Raw genomic sequence first — 18187 nt, 5'->3', positions numbered from 1 at the left:
ACGACTGCCAAGAAGCAATTTCGACAAATATTGAAGAAGTAGTGTGCCATCCTCGCCGCCTGCCCTCGAGTTGCTGAATCTAATAGTGACCGTGAAGCGCGAAAAGAAATGCGTCAACCACTAATACACGCTGATGAACGCTGATTGCATTTCATCAACGATCATTAGCGTCAATCAGCGGTTCAAAAGCAACTCACACGCGGTCACAGCGTCGTGCGCTCGTCCTTCAACTGTTGCGCGTCAAATTTCCGCAGCCGTCGCTGCAGATCCCAGTGCATCGCTAGGGCCAAGAAATCGGCGAGCAAAATAATCGCCCACAACACCCAAACGATAGGAAGCTCGCCCGAGGCGACGAACGGCACCAGAAACGCCCCCAGCAGCGGCACGACCAGCCGCATCGCGCAGCCGAGGCTGACGCCCGAAAAAGGCGGCCCATGTTCGTACAAATTGCGAATCCGCCGCGGCAATGCCCACAAAATCGCAGCGACGGCCAGCACGATCGGCCAGTGCATGTGCGCGTCGTAAATCCACCGCCACGCTTGGGTGAGATTGTCGTTCAGCTGGTCGCGCCACGGCACGCCGCTGCGGTGTGTTTGCACCGCGAACGCCACGCCGCTCACGATCGCCATGAACGCCCACAGCCGCAGCGAACCGATCACATCCTTCCGCAGCCCCGGATGCCGGAAGAATATGTAGAGCGCGGGGATCGCAATCAGCAGCGCGAGGTACTGCGCCACCATCGGCAGAAAGAGATGCCAAGCTGTGGCGTCGCCGACCCAAATCGCGCGAGCCAGCGCCCCGGCAACCATCAGCGAGGTGGCGATCTCGATCAGCAGTTCGCCGACCGTCAGTTCGCCCCCTTCGCACTTAATGATGTGGCGCGCGTCGGCGATGCTCAGATCGTTCACCAAGTTCCCGGAAGATTTTGACCACTTGTTCTTGGCCACTGGCGTTTCTCGTCGCAACTTCGCGGGACTTGGGGGAACCGACCGCGCTGTCGTCGGGCACGAATGCCCAACCTACGAGAGCATCGCCCATCGCAGCGAACCGACCACCGGGGCCTCGTCGCCGCAAACGGAAAACTCGAAGCGATCGAGATTGCGGAACCCGTCGAGCGAATGGCGGCGATACTCTTCCTCGGCCAGTTGGCGATAACGATCGCGAACCGAAGGAATGAGATCGCACACGCCGCCGCCGATCACCAGCCGGTCGTAATCGCCAAGGTAGTTCACCGACAGCAGCGTGATGCCAAGGGCCTTCGCTTGATCGTCGAACAATTGCTGAGCGAGCGAATCGCCCGCGGCCACAAGCTCCCGCAGCCGCTTTGCCTTCTCGCGTGCGGAACCGTCCACCTGATTCAACGAGTGCGACGCCCACTCCGGCAGCGTGAGACGATATTCGAGTTGATGGGCCAACCCGCTCAGCGACACCGCCGACTCCGACGTGGCGTAGGCGTTGCCCTTGAGCAGCTTTTGATCGTGCTCGTAGCGGAACGCATACGACGGCAGCAGAATGTGGCCGACGTGCCCGGCGCGACCTTGGCTCCCTTGAATCGCCTGCCCGCCTAACACGGCGCCGCCGCCGAGGCCGGTGCCGACGATCACCATGAACAGCGAGTCGAGCGTTTCGTTCGGCAGCGTCTCCGCGGGAACGTGGCTCCAAGTGAGCGCTCGGCTGCGGATGGCATACTCGCCGAGGGCCGCCGCCTGTCCGTCGCCGATGTAGCGCACGTTAAGCGTCGGGTGATGCTGCCGCAGGGCCGCCTCCAATCCCGCGCGGATATTAAAATTGTTCCACAGTTCGCGATTGAGATTCGGCGTCGCCAGCAACACGCCGTCCATCGTCGCGGGGCCGGGGGTGGCGATCGAGGCGCCGGCGACTTCGGTGAGCGGCGCGCCGAGGTGGGCCATCGCTTCCTGAGCGGCGACGACGATCGCGGCGATCGAACTCTGCGGACCGAGGTCCGGCGTCGTGGCAAACTGCGGAGAGACGTAAACCACCTCGTTCCGGTCGTTGCCGACCGCGAGGGTGCTGGTGGTTCCGCCCACGTCGACGCCAATGTAGTAAGCCAACGGAGAATCCTTGTCGCGAGGAGAGATCAGACGGCAAACCGAGGATTATCGGTTCGCGACGGGCGGGTGACAAGGCGTGGTTTTTCGCGGGAGGCTGTGCGATTTCACCGCGGTTCCTCTGAAGAGGAGGACTAACCGCCAAGGACGCCAAGAGCGCCAAGGGGGAGATGTGTCCCCGATTTCCTTTGCGTCTTCGCGCCTTTGCGTGAGACTTTTTTTTCTGAAGAAGATCTCACGCAAAGGCGCAGAGGCGCAAAGAAATGCAATTCAGAGATCATTGCAAGTGAATGACTGTTGGGTTTTGCTATTCGCGCCCATCAGCGTTTATTAGCGGTGAGTTCCCCGCTCTTTTCCGTCTGTTCGACGTACTTCTCAGCAAGAAGTTTTTCGATTTGCTGCCGAGCGACTTTCTGGTTGCCGGCGCCTTTCCAGTCGAGTTCGCCGTACCACCAGTAGCGCACCCTGCCTTGCTTGTCGATGATGTAGACGCTCGGCCAGATGCCGTTGTACCACGCTTTCCACATCGCCTTTTCTTTGTCAACCGCGACAGGAAATTTCAGTTCGTTCTTCATGAGCGACGCTTTTAGTTTCGCGTTGTCTTCCTCCGTCTTCGTCTCGGGCGTGTGGATGCCTATGAGGGCCACATCTTTACCCTGATACGCTTCCTGCCATTCGCGATACCACGGGTAGTTGTGGATGCAATTGATGCAGCCGAAGGCGAAGAAGTGAACCACGACTACCTTGCCGCGAAGCGACTCCATGGTGAGCGGATCGCTGTTCACCCATTCTTCGATCGAAACGAACTCCGGTGCATCGGCCGGGCTGGGCTTCACCTGCGAGAAATCGAACGAATCGCCCAGCAACTTCGAGAACGCCGCCTCCTGCGGCTCATCGAGTTCGGCCAGAATCTTTTCTAAACGCGCTGCCTGCAGGCGGGAAAGTTCTTTGGCATTCGCTTCGGCGTCAGTCCCTCCGCCTGTTTCACCATACGCCTTCACGCTGGCGCGAAACTCGTCGCCGATTTGAGTCAAACGCTGCTGTTGCTCAGGGGAGAGCTTCAGCTGTCGGGCGACGTCATTGCGAGACAGACAATCGTACCCCTGCACTTGCAGCATTAGTTGCTGCAGGCGTAGCCTCTGCTTCGAATTGAAAATTTTGCTGAGTTCCGCGCGAATCTCAGCGAGCGCCGGCTGCGCGGTCTTGTCGGCGCCGGTCGGACTCACGTCGCGAATCGCGAGCAGCATCCGGTTGTGCGCCCGCAGCAACGCATCAAGCGACGTCCGCTGCTCGTCGGTGAGTTGCAACGCCTTCCGCACCGCCGCGTCGCGCACCAACAGAATCGTCGGGTCGCTGAGTTCAGAGGCGGGATTCTTCTTATCCCCCGATTCCTCTTCTTCGCTGACGGCGGTCGCAGCGGGCGCCTGAGCGAAGAGAGCCGACGGCATCGCCACCATCGCCGTCGACAGCACGGCGCAGCAGAGCGAAGGAAAGACACTGCCAACGAATGGAACGCTTCGCATCAGAATTCAACCTTCTCCGCGTCGATGGTGCGCACGCCCCCGACTTTGCCTGGTTCGGCGCAATTCGCGCGTCGAAAGCCAACAACAAAATCTTGCGAATTTGTTAACGTTCGGCGAACCGCACATGTGGGGCGAATGAATTCTCGCCTCTCCCGGCAAGATAGGCAACTCATCGGCTTCCATTACACGGCCTCCGAGGGTTCTCCGCGAATGTCTGTTTGGGTTATGATGAATGCAGCTCGCTGCAGCCAAGGCGGCGTTTCATCGGACCAAATGCAGAGTGACCGCGATGCCAGCTTCGAACCTGTTCAACTCTCCCATCACCCGCCGCGAAGCGATTCGCCGCGCGGTCGTCTTCAGCAGCGGCGCCTGGGCCGCCGCACAGTTCGGCGCCCTGCAGGCGAAGGAAGCGGCCGCATCGCTCGGCGACGGCATGCACCTCCTCGCCCTCGGCGACTACGGCACCAACGGCAACGACGCGCAAACCTCCGTCGCGAAGCAGATGGCCAAGTTCGCCGACGGCCTCGGCCAGCCCCTCGCCGCGGTGCTCGCGCTCGGCGACAACTTCTACAGCACGATCAAGCCGGGCCGCATCGAACGCCAGTTCGAGGAGATGTATTCGAAGGATTCGCTCGATTGCCCCTTCTATGTTTGCGTCGGCAACCACGACTACGGCACCGCGAAGTACGACTTCCAAGAGGGGAAGCTCGCGCTGCAACTCGACTACGCGAAGAACAATCCGACGTCGCGTTGGAAGCTCCCCAGCAAGTGGTACACGGTCGAACTGCCCAGTCCTGAAAACCCGCTCGTGCGGATGATCGTCCTCGACGGCAGCTACTGGGAAGGCGCCCTCACCCCGCAAGAAAAGATCGAGCAGCGCCGTTTCTTCAAGGCCGAACTCGCGAAGGAAACCAAGGCGCCGTGGACGTGGATGGTGAACCATTACCCGCTCTTCAGCGAGACGGTCGACCGCGGCGACAACAAGCGGCTCATTGAAGAATGGGGACCCGCGCTCCAGGAGCACGACATCTCGCTCGCGTTCGCCGGGCACGACCACACGCTGCAGCACCTGCAGGTCGAGGGTTACAAACCGAGCTTTATCGTCTCGGGCGCCGGCGGCGCGCGGCTCTACGATTGTCGCACGACCGATCGCGGCTTCGTGAACAACCAAGTCTTCGGGTTCAATCACGTCCACGTGACGCCGGACTTGTTGACGGTGCAGTTCATCGACGCCAAGGGGAACCAGTTGCACGCCTTCACGCGCGATCGCAACGGCAAGGTCGAGGTCGTGACGAAGCAAGAACCGGCGACGGCGGGCGCGGCAGACTAATCGCCACTTCCACGCACTCAACTGTGGGAGGCGTCTCCGACGCCGATTACGCTCAGTATCGCAAGCAGTTGTGGTAGCTTAACGCTGCTTCGGGGGCAGAGCCCCCTCCCAGAGATATTTTTGGGCAAGGCCCTTCACACGACCACGGATCGAACGACATGGACGCCAAGCAAGTACTCGAGACTTCACTGAACTCAGGCCTCGGGATTCTCAAGATGTATCTGAGCGATCTCGACGACGCGGCCCTCCTAGAGCGTCCCGGGCCGGGCTGCAACAACCTTGCCTGGCAACTAGGGCATTTAATCACCTCCGAAGCGGGGCTGATTGAATCGGTCAGCCCTGGCAACGGCTTCAAGCTTCCCGACGGGTTTGCCGAGGCCCATGCAAAGGACAAGTGCCACGTCGACGACCCGGCGGCGTTCTTGACCAAGCAGGCCTACATCGATCTGTACGACGGCGCGCGAGAAACGACCAAACGCGTTCTGCGAGAATTGCCGCCCGAGCGACTCGAGGACCCGTCGCCCGAACGGCTTCGCAAGTTCGTTCCCACGGTGGCGGCGATGTTCGGCTTGCTCGGCGCCCATCCGCTGCTTCACGCCGGACAGTTCGCCGTCGTGCGTCGCAAATTGGGGAAGCCCGTCGTCCTGTGATCGCAGAACAACGCACGGATCAACCAACGAGGAAGCAAGGATGCTATTCGCCCAACGGGCCTTCCACATCGCCGGCATCTACGGCCTCGCGGTGCTGCTGCCGCAGTACTTCATGGAGCTACTGCCGCCCGACTTCGTCAAGCAACAGCTGGGCGAAGCGAACGTGCCGGGCGCCGTGCACCCGGAGCACTTCTACGGCTTCGTCGGCGTCGCGGCCGCGTGGCAGGTGGCGTTCTTGATCATCGCCCGCGATCCAGCTCGCTACCGGCTGATCATGATCCCCGGCATCCTCGAAAAGCTGAGCTTCGGCATCCCGGCGCTTGCCCTGTTCGCTACAGGCAGGCTCTCGGCGACGACAACCTTCTTCGGCGCCATCGATTTAGTGTTCGCCGTCCTTTTTTGGATCGCGTTTAAGAAGGTGGGGAGCGAAGCCCCCGCCAACTAGCCCCGGGCTCCGCCCGGGGGTCGGTTACCATTCCGATCGGCCTCGCCCCAACGTCACGCCACCCCCGGGCGGAGCCCGAGGCTAGGTTTTGAAGGCTACTGTTCGCGTCCGGCCTCCTGCTTCTGCCGCAAGCCTTCAATGTCCTTCCCATTCTGATGCAAAATGAGTTTCGTCGCTTCCCCCTTCTCGTCAACGACGAACGTAATCTGGGCATCGACCACGCGGTAAAAGAATTCAGTCTCGCTGCTCGGGTAAATCGGAAACGCATCCTGCCCGGTCGCTTGCACTTTCAGTTGCTCGCCGTCGAGCGTTACGTTTAACGAGAACAACAGACTGAGCGGATACTTGCCGACGTACTTCTTTAGCGTCTCGACCGGCACGTCGACGACCTTCCGCATCGCCAGCGGTTCGACCTTCATCCCCAGCGCAAGTTGCGCGATCTTCTCGCCGACGGCGGAAGTGAATTCGTGCTTCGCCGTGTTGCTGAGCACGACGACCGCCAGCTTCTTCTCCGGGATGCACGCCACGAACGAGCTGTAGCCGGCGGTTTGCCCGTCGTGCAACCGCGTGATGCCGTCGCGGGCGAAGTGCCAAGCGAGGCCAATGCTGCGGCCGTCCGGCAATTTCATTCGCGGCTGTCCGGCTAGCTGAAAGGCCTTCGTCACATCGCGATCATCCTCGGCGAACATCGCGGCCGTAAACTTCAGCATGTCGCGCGCCGTCGAGCGCAGTCCCCCAGCGCCGACGAGCGCTTGGAAGTCCCAGTTCGACTCGCGCCCCAGGTCGCCGTTGTAAGGCGGCGCCAGCCGCGCCGCCATCTCCGGCGTTAGGTGTTGCCGCGTGTCGTGCATGCCGAGCGGTTCGCAGATCCGCTCGATGACGAGCGCTTCGTAATCTTTCCCCGCGCGATCGGCGAGCAACTGCCCCAGCAATCCCATGCCGTAGTTCGAGTACTCATACTCGCCCGGCTTGCGCGTTGGCTTATGCGCAGCGAAGAAAGCGTACGCATCGTCGGCCGTGAAGTCCGCGTAGGGATTCCGCTGGTCCTTCGGCTTCAAGTCGTTGGGGAGTCGCGGCAACCCCGACGTGTGCGTCGCCAAATGCGCGAGCGTAATCGGCTGCTCCGACTCCGCCGGTTGCGGCGCCGTCTCGGGAAGCGTCTTCGCGACGGTCGCGTCGAGGTCGAGCCCCGTCTGCAGCGACGCATCGGCCAACAGCGTTCCGGTAAACGTCTTCGTCACCGAGCCAATTTCGTAGACGGTGTCGGGCGTCGGAGCGCCCTCTTTTTCGAGGTCGACCTTGCCGTAGTTGAGAAACAGCTCTTCGTCGCCGCGGCGGATGCCGATTGCGAAGCCAACGACGCCCCGATTTTCGATCACCGGGGCCACGAGCGCATCGATCTGCGGCTGCAACTCGGCGAGCGTTTCCGCAGCATGCGAAGCGGCGCCGATTCCCGCCCAAAGTCCCGCCAAGAGAATCAACCGGCGTGAAAATAGCAGCAGCATAGTCAATTCCCCCGCAAAACCCGATCGCCAAGCAAAGGCGAACTTCACATGAGAATCTTTTCGATCGCGGCAAGCTCTTCTTGGCTGAAATCTCGCCGCTCCAGGGCGCCGAGGTTTTGATCCAATTGCTCGACGCTGCTCGCCCCGATGAGCACGGTCGTAATCCGCCGGTCGCGCAACACCCATGCCAGCGCCAGCTGCGCGAGCGATTGCCCTCGCTGCTTGGCGATCGCATTCAACTGTTGCGACTGCGCGATCCGCTCCGGCGTCACTTGGTTGCTCTTGAGGAACCCATGCGGCTTGCTCGCGCGGCTTCCCTCGGGAATCCCCTGCAGGTAGCGATCGGTGAGCAGCCCTTGCGCGAGTGGCGAGAATGGAATGCAGCCAACGCCTTCCTGCTCGAGTACGTCGAGCAACTCCGCTTCGACCCACCGCTCGTACATCGAGTACTTCGGCTGGTGAATCAGACACGGGCAGCCCAGGTCGCGCAGAATGCGGCACGCGTTGCGAGTCTGCTCCGCCGTGTAGTTCGAAATGCCCGCGTAGATCGCCTTGCCCTGCTTCACCGCAGTCGCGACAGCGCCGAGCGTTTCTTCGAGTGGCGTGTCGGGATCGGGGCGATGCGAATAAAAAATGTCGACGTACGGCAACCCCATCCGCCGCAAGCTTTGGTCAAGGCTGCTCAGTAAATACTTGCGCGACCCCCATTCGCCGTACGGCCCCGGCCACATTCGGTAACCCGCCTTCGTCGAGATGACAATCTCGTCGCGATATGGCGCCAGGTCGTCGCGCAACATCTTGCCGAAGTTCTCTTCCGCCGAACCAGGCGGCGGGCCGTAGTTGTTCGCGAGATCAAAATGCGTGACGCCGCGATCAAACGCGCGACGAACGATCGCCCGCCCCGTCTCGTAGGCGTCGACGCCACCGAAGTTGTGCCACAGCCCGAGTGACACAGCCGGCAGCATCAGCCCGCTCCGTCCGCAGCGGTCGTAGGTCATCGATTCGTAACGCGTGGAAGAGGGGAGGTACATATTTGTTTGTCAGTTGTCAGTTGTCAGTGGGCAATTAGATACGCACTCCATGCCGCAACGCCCATTTAGCCGCGTGGCGTTAGCCCGCGTGAAGTCCAGAAAAGCACCGGAGATTATCCCGCACTCAACGCCCGTTGAACACCACCGGAGAAAGAATTGTGGCGATCGCCACCACCAGCAGCAAACCGTAGGAAAGCCGGCGGAAGCGATCCTTATCGAGCCGGGCCCCCAGCGTCAGCCCCAACCAAAGTCCCAGCAAACAGGGCGGCAAAATCAGTACCGCCAAAAACGCCGGCTTCAGCAGTTGCTCGCCGAATTGCCAAATGAGCGCGCAGGCCATGAACGGCATGATCGCCGCCGAGCAAAAAAACATGAACGCCCGACTCTTCGCCGCCGACCAGGTGAGCGAGTTGACGTACATCACCATCGGCGCCCCGCCAATCGATGCAAAGCCCATCAAGAAACCGGAACTAATGAACGTCAGTCCGATCCAACCATACCCCAAACTATCGCGCGGCCGCACGCGCACCGCGACGAGCATGAGCACCGAAACGAGCAGCACGACGCCGATGATCTGCTTCACCAGATCCTGATCAAGATTCGGCGTCGCCGCGAGCGCGAGCGTCCCCAGCGGCAAGCCGACGCAGCGCAAAATCGCCGGCAACGTCACGTCCCGCGCTTCGATGTGCGACCACAACTGAAAGGCGCCAGTAAAATTCTGCACCGCCGTCGACACGAAGTTGATGACGGTCGCCTCGACCAGCGAAAAGCCGCACAGCACGAGCATCGGCACGCCCATCAGCCCCGAGGCAAAGCCGATCGCCCCCTGCAGCACGCTGCCGATCGTCATCACGATGGCGACGGTCAGAAACTCTTCGAGACTGTAGTGCATCAGGTGGGACGATCGCTAACCGGTGATGGGCGTCGGAAGTTACGCCTTCTTTTGCTCGTTCTTGCGTTCAGCGATCAATTCGCGAACCTTCTTATTGAGGTCGTCGCTGTTCCACCCTTCCTTGAGTGCCAGCGCGAGCATCCGCCGCTGCTCGGGGTGCGACAGTCGCGCCACGGCCGCATGGGCCGACCACGAAAGATTCGCCTTCCGATTTTGCGGCGGCACGCGGCGAGCCACCGACGCGTAACGGCTAACCATCTCGGTGGAGAGCGTCTCGCCCCACACGGCGGCAAACTCTTCGCCAAAGACATCCTCGCCGCGATTGATCAAGTCGCCGATCCACCATGGACTCGCCCGTTGGCACCAAATCGCAAACTGCAGCGGCCCCTTCCACTCGGCCAGCGCCGGTCGGCCCGACATCTGAATCGATGCGGGTCGAAACTCAAACGGGCCAAGATGGATACGAGGTTCGTCAGCCATGTCGCAGTCAGGCGCCTCTGCAGGAAAATCCGGGGATATCGCGCCGCTGGCGCATGACGTAGATTTTAGAGACGCCGCTTCAGATAATGGAAGGGAGGTTTTAAGCCCCTCCGCCTCCCAGCGTCCTGCCCACTGCCGACCGCCCACTGCCCACTACCTTCCCTAGGCCCTCCGCATGTCCGACCGCTCGCCCGAAGGTTTCCCCGCCGGCTATCCCCACACGCGGCTCCGTCGCGTGCGGCGGCACGATTGGTCGCGGCGGCTCGTCCGCCAGGAAACGCTGTCGGTCAACGATCTCATCTGGCCGCTGTTCATTCGCGAAGGGTCGAACGAGCGCGAACCAATCGTCTCGATGCCGGGCGTCGAGCGGCTCTCGGTCGACCTTATCGTCGACGCCGTCGGCGAAGCCGTGAAACTCGGCATCCCCGCCGTCGCCCTCTTCCCGGCGACCGATGCCAAGCTAAAAACCCCCGGCTGCGAAGAAGCGATCAATCCTGAAAATCTCGTCTGTCGCGCCGTCCGCGCCGTCAAGGAGAAGTACGCCGATGCGATCGGCGTCATTTGCGACGTCGCGCTCGATCCCTATTCGAGCCACGGGCAAGACGGCCTCGTGCGCGACGGCTATGTGGTGAACGACGAAACCGTCGAGATGCTCTGCCAACAAGCGATCGTCCAGGCCGAGGCGGGCTGCGACGTCATCGCCCCGAGCGACATGATGGATGGCCGCGTCGGCGCCGTGCGGCAGGCCCTCGACGGCTCGGGGTTCCTTGACGTGCAAATCATGGCCTACGCCGCCAAATATGCGTCGGCGTTTTACGGCCCCTTCCGCGAAGCGGTCGGTTCCGCCGGAAATCTTGGTAGCGGGGACAAGCGGACCTACCAAATGGACCCCGCCAACGGCGACGAAGCGCTGCGTGAGGTGGCGCTCGACCTCGCCGAAGGCGCCGACAGCGTTATGGTGAAGCCGGGGATGCCCTACCTCGACATCGTCCGCCGCGTGAAAGAAACGTTCGCCGCCCCGACGTTCGTTTACCAGGTGAGCGGCGAGTACGCGATGCTCGTCGCCGCCGCACAAAACGGCTGGCTCGACCGCGAGCGGGTGATGCTCGAAAGCCTCACCGCGTTCAAACGCGCCGGGGCCGACGGCGTGCTCACCTACTTCGCCCGCGATGCCGCTCGGCTGCTCTAGCGTGCATCCCTAGCCCCGGGCTCCGCCCGGGGGTCGGCGTCCATCTCGTGAGGCATCGCCGCGCGTCGCGCCACCCCCGGGCGGAGCCCGGGGCTGGAAACGCGATCATGCTGTGCGAGGCGATTCCGAACTCACCAAGAGAACAAGTCCGACAGCCGCCCCCACAGGCTCAGGTGCAACAGCGTCACGCCCCACAGCACCAGCAGCGGGCTGAATCGCACATTCATCGCGTTTCGCAAGCCACGAGCCGCGATAATGCCGCCGAGCCACAGCCCGAAGATTCTGACCACTGGCCGCAACCCTAGAAACGCGCCGGTCACCGCCGAGGCGATCGCCGCGTTGCGGAGGAAGCGTTTCATCGCGGGCGACGAGCGTCGCCGCAGCACCAGTTGCGGGATCGACCACGCGACCGCTCCCCACATCGCGCCGAACAGCGCATCAAATGGCGCCTTCCATTCCCAAACGTGAATGTTGCGCGTCCGCTCGGGATAGAAGTACCAACATTCATACGCCAGCCCCGCGGTGACGACGATCCCCGCGAACAGCGGCAAGCTCCACGGAATCCGCTGCCCATCCTGATCGATGAGCCCCATCGCCATCAGCAGGCTCAACAACAGACCATGGAATCCGTACAGGGTGAGTAGCTCCCAATTCGGATTCACCACACTGTCGAGCGCTCCGACCGGGTCGGCCAGCGCGTCGGGCAAGTTCGCCGCGCCGCTGAAGAGTTCGATATACGCCAACCCGAAGAAGGCGATCCCCATGAACCCTTCGACGATCGCATACCGCGGCGCGATCGGCTCGCCGCAATCACGGCACCGACCGCGGAGCAGCAGCCACCCCAACACCGGCAGGTTGTCGCGGGCGCGGATGTCGTGGCCGCACTTCGGACAATGCGATGGCTTCCACACCACCGACATGCCGCGCGGCATCCGGTAGGCGACGACGTTCAGAAAGCTGCCGATGCACGCGCCGACGAATCCCAGCCAGAGGGCAGTGACGAAATCGAGCACGCGGGGCAGATCCTGTTGAGCGTTGTGTTGTGAAAGTGCGGCGGTTGGGAACCGCAGCTGATCGCTAACGAACGCAGATAGGAATGGAGATTGCTACCACCTCCCTAATGCAGCTCTCCGACTGCATTGATTGGCGTCAACCGGTATTCACCGGCGGTTCCAAACTTTCCCTCAGCCGTTCGTAGCGGCCGGGCCGGCGCCCGCTTAAAATGCCGGTCCAGTCCGTTCCGGCGGTCCCTCGTGCCAGCATACTCATTCCCAGGGAGTTATCGACCATGAGTTTCCATTTCTCCAAATCGGCCCGGTTGGCGATCGGCTTCGCCCTCCTGACGGCTGGAACCTTCGCGCTCGCCACCGCGCCGACTTGCACCGCTCAAGAGGCCAAGGCAGCCGACGCGAAAGACGCCAAAGCGGAAAAGCCCGCCCGCCGTGGCCGCCAACGCCGGCAAGAAGAAGGCTTCACCCCGCTGCTCAAGGGCGACGCCGCCGCCGATCACTGGAAGGCCTACGGCAAAGAAGGTTGGCCCGAGGGCTGGAAACTCGAGAAAGGCGTCCTCCATCGCCACGGTTCTGGCGGCGACCTGATGAGCAAGAACGAGTACGGCGACTTCGACTTGAAGTTCGCTTGGAAGGTTTCTCCCGGCGGCAACAGCGGCGTCATGTACCGCGTCAGCGAAGAGAAGGAACCCGCCTACTTCACCGGCCCCGAGTACCAGCTGCTCGACGACGCCAAGCATAAGGATGGCCAAAACAAAGTCACTTCCTCCGGCTCGCTCTACGCGATGTACCCGCCCGAGAAAGACGTGCTGAAGCCGGCCGGCGAATGGAACCGCTCGCGGATCCTCGTTCAAGGCGACCACGTCCAGCACTTTCTGAATGGCGAGAAGGTCGTCGACGTTAAGCTGAGCGGCGACGACTGGGACAAGAAGCTCGCCGCGAGCAAATTCGCCACGTGGCCAAAGTTCGGCAAGAACGCGAAGGGACACATTGTGCTGCAAGACCACGGCGACGAGATCTGGTACCGCAACATGCGGATCAAAGATCTGACCGGCAAGCCCGCCGCGGAATAACGCGCCGCGGACTTAAATAATTTGCCCACGATTAGTCCCCGGCCATCCGCCGGGGGCTAATTTTTTTGACTGACGCATCCCCCCGCCGCGAGCCGAAATATTCCCATGACCCGCACAGCTTCTCACGAAGTGCGGAGTCATAGGGGAAGGGGGGATACATGGTGGGGGGTATACGCTTAGCGTACCAGGGAGCGCGTGCGCACCTGAGGCGCTGCGGCTGGTCTTTGCTGGCATTGCTGGCGACGGCGACCGCATCGACTGCCGGCGAGCCGACGGGGGCTTCGACCTCGGAGGCAACGCAGGCCGAGGCGATGCGGGCCATTCCAATCGCGAAAATCGATCCGCAGTTTCGACCCGCGGTCCAATCGGTGCTCGCCGATCCGACGATCTTTCGGCGAATGCCGACGAGCGTCGTCGATTGCCGGCCTGAACTGTTCACCTTCTTGGCGCAAAACCCGGAAGTGATGGTCGAAATGTGGCGGCATCTCGGCGTGAGTCACGTCGAGTTGAAGCGCATCGACGAACGGACCTGCAAAATCAGCGACGGCGCCGGCACGACGGGGACGATTATCGTCGTCGAACAAACGTGCGAAGAGGGCGCGCAAAATCGGATCGTGATGCTCTGCAACGGCAGCTACACGGGAAAACCGTTCCAGCAACCGCTCTCCGCGCAGTGCGTCATCGTACTGACGAGCGGTTCGAAGGAAGAGACCAACGGCCGCCGCTTCGTCGCCGCTCGGATGGATGCCTTCATCAAGCTCGATCGCATGGGACTCGAACTCGTCGCGAAGGCCGTCCACCCCTTCGTCGGCCAGACCGCCGATCGCAACTTCACCGATACGATGCTCTTCGTCTCGAATCTCTCGTACACGGCGGAGAAGCGGCCCGAAGCGATCGAGCAAGTGGCGATCGATATGCAAAATCTCGACCAGCCGCGCCGGCAGGGCCTCATCAAAGTCGCCTACCAATGTGCAGAAGCGGGCCGAGCTTGGGAGCAAACTCGCACCCGACAGGCGTCGCTGGAAACGCTCAGTCGGTAATTGCTCCGCAGCAAAAATCTAGTCCCGCTCGCTCAGGCCGAAATCGACCCGCAACGTCACTTCGGATTTGAGAGGCGCAACATTCGAGCGAAAAGACTAACCAGTTCATGATCCAGAGGCCGCTCCGCCGCACTTTTGCGACGGGGCGGCCTTTTTTTTATTTTCTCGCAGCGTGAGTGCGTGACGGCGGCCGCAACGACCGGCCAGCTTTATCTGCGGCAAACAGAGCCAGGGAAGAACGGGGCGATGCACCATCGTCGCTCCCTCGACGGCAACTGCGCGACGGCAATCGACGCCGTCGCCGGCCGGGCAAGGAACGGTCCGAAACGCCATCGGCGCTGCACGCCGAGGCGGCCGCTCCACGCCTTCCCCGAGGTTTCCTGCCGTGACGAGTTCTTCGCCGTTCGCCCGCCGACTAGCATTGCTGCGCCGCTCCCTTCACTCCAGCCGTCCGCGCGCCTTCGCGCTCGCGTTGCCACTGGCGGCGACGCTCGCGCCGACCGCTCACGCGGCGCTCCAAACCGTCGGTAACGTCACCCCTGCCCCGCCCACCGCCGGAGGCAACGTCGCCGCGCCGTTCATGATCGGCGACAGCAGCGTCGGCAGCGTTTCGCTCAACGGCGCCACCTCGATCAACGTCACCGGCGGCAGCGCGACCATCGGCGACGACGCCGGCGTCTCCGGCATCTTGTCGTTGACCGGTTTCAATACGAACTTCACGACAGCGAGCGACATCATTGTCGGCAATCGCGGCTTCGGCAGCCTCACCGCGTCGACGCAAGCGCGAGTCACGATGACCGACGATCTCCTGCTCGGCATTGAAAGCGGCGGCAAAGGCGACGTCTTTCTCGACGGCTTCGGCACGGTGCTCGACGTTGGCGACGATTTCGTCATCGGGCAAGCCGGCATCGGCATGATCCAGATTTCTGCGAGCGCTGCCGTCTTCGGCGACGCGACGTCGATTGGCACCCTCGCCACCGGCGAAGGATCGCTGGCGATCACCGGCAACGGCACGCTCTGGCGGCAAGACAGCACGATGATGGTCGGCGACGCCGGCATTGGAACGCTGCAAGTGCTCAACCAAGCCAGGATGCGAACCACCAACGGCACGCTTGGCAACGTGGCGACAGGCAATGGAACGGCAAACGTTTCCGGCGCTAGCTCCTACTGGGAAGTGAGCGGAACGCTCACCGTCGGCGCGAGCGGCCAAGGCGCCCTCAGCGTGCTTGACGGCGGCCGCGTGTCCACGACGGGAGTGGCGAAAATTGCCAGTCTCGCCGGCAGCGAAGCGACCGCCGTCGTGTCGGGGGCCGGGTCGCGTTTGCAAGTTGGCACGACGTTCACGGTCGCCGAATTTGGCCGGGGCGTGCTCCGCGTCCTCGCCGGCGGCCGAGTGAATTCGACGAACGCCATCATCGCCGATAACGCGGGAGCGCGGGGCGAAGTCTTCGTCGACGGCGCCAACAGCGTTTGGGAAATCGCCGGCTCGCTCGATGTTTCCGAGCCGGGCGAAGCATCGCTGATGATTTCCGGCGGGGGGCTCGTCACTACCGTGGGCGCCGCGCGTATTGGCGTCAACGGCGAACTCGCCCTCAACGGCGGTCGGATCGACGTCGGCTCGGCCGCTGGGCTCAATAATCAGGGCCTGATTCGCGGCGGCGGCCGCATCGGCGCGCCACTCACCAACACCACCGCGGGCGAGGTCCGGATCCAAGCGGGCAATGTGCTGGTGGTGAACGGAGCGCTCACGAACAGCGGCGTGATCAACGTCGATATCGGCGAATTGGAATCGCTCACCTCCGCCGTCAACAACGGCGATATCGCCATCCGCACCGGCGCCCTGCGATTCCAAGGCGCCGGCCTCGACAACAACGCCGGCGCCCAACTCGCCGTCACCGGCGGCGTTGCTGATGTGCTTGGCGCCGTCGACAACAACGCCGGCGCGCAGATCGTCGTCACTGCCAAATCTGCCGCCATCTTCCACGACGCCGTCACGAACAACGGACAAATCCATGTGATGCCCGGCGCCGACGCCGTGATGCTCGAAAACCTCAGCTTCTCGGCATCTTCGCTCCTCGGCCTGCAATTGGGCGCCATCGACGCGACCGACGAACTTGGCCAGGTCGAAGTCGGCGGGATGGCAACGCTTGCCGGAACGCTCGACGTGAAACTCGCCGGCAGCCTGACGCCGAAGTTAGGCGACTCGTTCCGTCTGCTCACCGCCACCGGCGGCCTCACGGGGACGTTCGCGACCGCCGCGCTCCCCGCACTCGGCAGCGGTTTGTCGTGGGATCTCGACTACACATCGACCGCACTCACCCTATCGGTCGTCGCGGGCAGCGGTTTCGCAGCCGATTTCGATTTAGATGGGGACGTCGATGCGGCTGACCTCGCTCATTGGAAAACCGGCTTCGGCAAAAAAGGAAATGCCGAACCCTTCGACGGCGACGCCAACGGCGATTTTAACGTCGACGGCGCCGACTACCTCATCTGGCAACGACAATTCGGGAGCGGCGTGCCCGCTACGCCAGTTGCCGGGGCCGTTCCTGAACCCTCCGCGGTCGCCATCGCAATCATCGCGCTGATGGCTGTAACGCCCGCACTTCGCCGCCGCCACCTTCGCTAGGCGGCGCGCGAAGTCGCTCCACGGTCGCTGAGGCTGGATGGAAACGCCTCAGCGACCGGGAGCCTTTCAACTGCCCGTGCCCAAATCGTTAACTCTCCAGTTCATCCGGGCGCACAACCCGATCGAACTAGTCTTCAACGACATCGGCTCCGCTGCTTCCTTTCACCGACTTAATTCCGGCAAGGCAGTCAGCCTTCGCTGTGTAGCCTTCGCCCGAATCGGCGACGATCTTCTTGTTCGACGCCAGCAACCGCCAGCGCCACTCGCCCGCGTTGTCTTTGTAAACGTGGTACTCCATCATCGAGCTCCTGTAACTTGAGAAGACCAAGTTCCTCAATTTGGAACAGCGGTCATCCTAAATCCGGAGCCGACTTATGCCACCTACTTGATGGGCAATCCGGTTGTCGTTTCGGTGTCAGTAGTGTGTCACCCAACGCCGCTCGCGCCCTATCTTAATGGGCGTCCTCTTTCCCGCGCTGCCGCTCGATCTTCTCCACGTCGGCGTCGCTCACGCTGCTCACATCGGCCGCGTCGAATGACTTTGAATCCGGCAAGCGCACGAGCAGCGACGAACACTCGTCGTAGGCCCCGCGCGCTCCTTCGACGCGGCAATCAAGCACATGCCCGCCGATCGTACGGTCGTCGCTCAAGAAGTGCCAATGGTAGCCCGCGACGTTCAGCGTCCCCATCCACGCCGGGCACCGTACGCCGATGAGCGTGCCGCGCACATTCTGCCGCGTCCACACCTGCTGCTGGTCGATCACCTCCGCCAGCGGCCGATAGGGAGGCTTCTGGGGCGGGGCGCTCCGCAGCGTGAGTTCCGCAAACTCCCCAGTCACCTTGAACGCCACCGGCCGCTTCGCGTTGGGGACGCGGCGATCGAGCTGATGATCCAGCTCCGTGAGCGAGCTGGCCGCGATGCCGTCAAGTTGCCCATCTGCTTCGAAGAACGTTACCGTCGCGAACGGCGTCGCCCCTGCCCCGTCGCGCGGCACGACCGTGCCGTCAGCCTTCACCTGGAAAATGTCGCCGTCCAGAACGATCATCTCGCCGTCAAGTCGATCAAACGTCCCGACGCCGAAGTCGCCGAACTGCAACAATTGCTGCAACGGCGCGCCGCCGGCGTAGTCGCCCGCCGCCAGGGCCGACAGCAGCGAGAACTGCACGAGTTCGTCGCCGTCGTGCATTCGCCCGCGCACCGGAACGCCTAACGGTTCGCTCTCCAGGCACCCCGCCGCCGACAACAGCAGAGCAACAGCGGTAACTCGAATCGCGGACTTCATCGTGCGCAAGGACTCCGGCAAGAAGGTAATCGCAGCGGCCT

General features: G+C 62.5%; 17 protein-coding genes. 7 read left to right on the top strand and 10 right to left on the bottom strand.

Annotated features, from left to right (window positions below; all coding sequences use genetic code 11):
• Window positions 1-203: 203 nt before the first annotated feature.
• From PLANPX_RS09565 to PLANPX_RS09555, 3 genes are all read right to left on the bottom strand, one after another.
• Window positions 204-947, bottom strand: a complete 744-nt coding sequence (locus PLANPX_RS09565; protein ID WP_152098515.1) for a hypothetical protein — start codon at window positions 945-947, stop codon at window positions 204-206.
• A gap of 72 nt (window positions 948-1019) precedes the next feature.
• Window positions 1020-2072, bottom strand: coding sequence for an ROK family protein (locus PLANPX_RS09560; RefSeq protein ID WP_152098514.1), 1053 nt, complete (start codon window positions 2070-2072; stop codon window positions 1020-1022).
• A 317-nt stretch (window positions 2073-2389) separates the two neighbouring features.
• A complete protein-coding gene (locus PLANPX_RS09555; RefSeq protein ID WP_152098513.1) occupies window positions 2390-3592 on the bottom strand; it encodes a redoxin domain-containing protein in 1203 nt (400 codons plus the stop codon).
• 289 nt (window positions 3593-3881) lie between these two features.
• Here PLANPX_RS09555 and PLANPX_RS09550 point away from each other — a divergent pair, with 289 nt between their 5' ends.
• The 3 genes from PLANPX_RS09550 to PLANPX_RS09540 all read left to right on the top strand — a co-directional run bounded on the left by PLANPX_RS09550 (window position 3882) and on the right by PLANPX_RS09540 (window position 6017).
• A complete protein-coding gene (locus tag PLANPX_RS09550; RefSeq protein WP_172991955.1) occupies window positions 3882-4922 on the top strand; it encodes a metallophosphoesterase in 1041 nt (346 codons plus the stop codon).
• 158 nt (window positions 4923-5080) lie between these two features.
• Complete coding sequence (locus tag PLANPX_RS09545) at window positions 5081-5572, top strand: DinB family protein (RefSeq protein WP_152098511.1); 492 nt, start codon at window positions 5081-5083, stop codon at window positions 5570-5572.
• A gap of 40 nt (window positions 5573-5612) precedes the next feature.
• Complete coding sequence (locus PLANPX_RS09540) at window positions 5613-6017, top strand: hypothetical protein (protein WP_152098510.1); 405 nt, start codon at window positions 5613-5615, stop codon at window positions 6015-6017.
• 95 nt (window positions 6018-6112) lie between these two features.
• Here PLANPX_RS09540 and PLANPX_RS09535 read toward each other — a convergent pair whose 3' ends face one another.
• The 4 genes from PLANPX_RS09535 to PLANPX_RS09520 form a co-directional block, all read right to left on the bottom strand.
• A complete protein-coding gene (locus PLANPX_RS09535) occupies window positions 6113-7522 on the bottom strand; it encodes a serine hydrolase (protein WP_152098509.1) in 1410 nt (469 codons plus the stop codon).
• A gap of 44 nt (window positions 7523-7566) precedes the next feature.
• The gene (mgrA, locus tag PLANPX_RS09530) at window positions 7567-8553 is read right to left on the bottom strand and encodes an L-glyceraldehyde 3-phosphate reductase (protein WP_152098508.1); all 987 of its coding nucleotides are present in this window, start codon (window positions 8551-8553) and stop codon (window positions 7567-7569) included.
• Window positions 8554-8677: 124 nt separating this feature from the next.
• The gene (locus tag PLANPX_RS09525) at window positions 8678-9445 is read right to left on the bottom strand and encodes a TSUP family transporter (RefSeq protein WP_152098507.1); all 768 of its coding nucleotides are present in this window, start codon (window positions 9443-9445) and stop codon (window positions 8678-8680) included.
• Window positions 9446-9484: 39 nt separating this feature from the next.
• Window positions 9485-9925, bottom strand: a complete 441-nt coding sequence (locus PLANPX_RS09520) for a hypothetical protein (protein WP_152098506.1) — start codon at window positions 9923-9925, stop codon at window positions 9485-9487.
• Window positions 9926-10100: 175 nt separating this feature from the next.
• Here PLANPX_RS09520 and hemB point away from each other — a divergent pair, with 175 nt between their 5' ends.
• Window positions 10101-11114 (top strand): porphobilinogen synthase, encoded by a 1014-nt coding sequence (gene hemB / locus PLANPX_RS09515; protein WP_152098505.1) that lies wholly within the window; start codon window positions 10101-10103, stop codon window positions 11112-11114.
• A 131-nt stretch (window positions 11115-11245) separates the two neighbouring features.
• Here the strand turns inward: hemB and PLANPX_RS09510 are convergent, their stop codons facing one another.
• Window positions 11246-12127, bottom strand: coding sequence for an A24 family peptidase (locus tag PLANPX_RS09510; protein ID WP_198421868.1), 882 nt, complete (start codon window positions 12125-12127; stop codon window positions 11246-11248).
• A gap of 275 nt (window positions 12128-12402) precedes the next feature.
• On the opposite strand from PLANPX_RS09510, the gene PLANPX_RS09505 reads away from it, so the two are divergent.
• The 3 genes from PLANPX_RS09505 (at window position 12403) to PLANPX_RS09495 (ending at window position 16863) form a co-directional block, all read left to right on the top strand.
• A complete protein-coding gene (locus tag PLANPX_RS09505; protein ID WP_172991954.1) occupies window positions 12403-13197 on the top strand; it encodes a 3-keto-disaccharide hydrolase in 795 nt (264 codons plus the stop codon).
• 224 nt (window positions 13198-13421) lie between these two features.
• Complete coding sequence (locus tag PLANPX_RS09500; RefSeq protein ID WP_152098503.1) at window positions 13422-14237, top strand: hypothetical protein; 816 nt, start codon at window positions 13422-13424, stop codon at window positions 14235-14237.
• Window positions 14238-14622: 385 nt separating this feature from the next.
• Entirely contained in the window at window positions 14623-16863 is a 2241-nt protein-coding gene (locus PLANPX_RS09495) for a beta strand repeat-containing protein (protein ID WP_152098502.1), read from the top strand.
• 127 nt (window positions 16864-16990) lie between these two features.
• Here PLANPX_RS09495 and PLANPX_RS09490 read toward each other — a convergent pair whose 3' ends face one another.
• Window positions 16991-17164, bottom strand: a complete 174-nt coding sequence (locus PLANPX_RS09490; RefSeq protein ID WP_198421867.1) for a YegP family protein — start codon at window positions 17162-17164, stop codon at window positions 16991-16993.
• Between the two features lie 151 nt (window positions 17165-17315).
• Window positions 17316-18146 carry an acetolactate decarboxylase gene (gene budA, locus PLANPX_RS09485; RefSeq protein WP_152098500.1) on the bottom strand — a complete coding sequence of 277 codons (831 nt, stop codon included), beginning with the start codon at window positions 18144-18146 and terminating at the stop codon, window positions 17316-17318.
• Window positions 18147-18187: the final 41 nt, after the last annotated feature.

This window comes from Lacipirellula parvula, from assembly GCF_009177095.1.
GTDB classification, from domain to species: Bacteria; Planctomycetota; Planctomycetia; order Pirellulales; family Lacipirellulaceae; genus Lacipirellula; species Lacipirellula parvula.
Note: the sequence above shows the minus strand (reverse complement) of the source record. Positions and strands in the feature narration are given on the sequence as shown.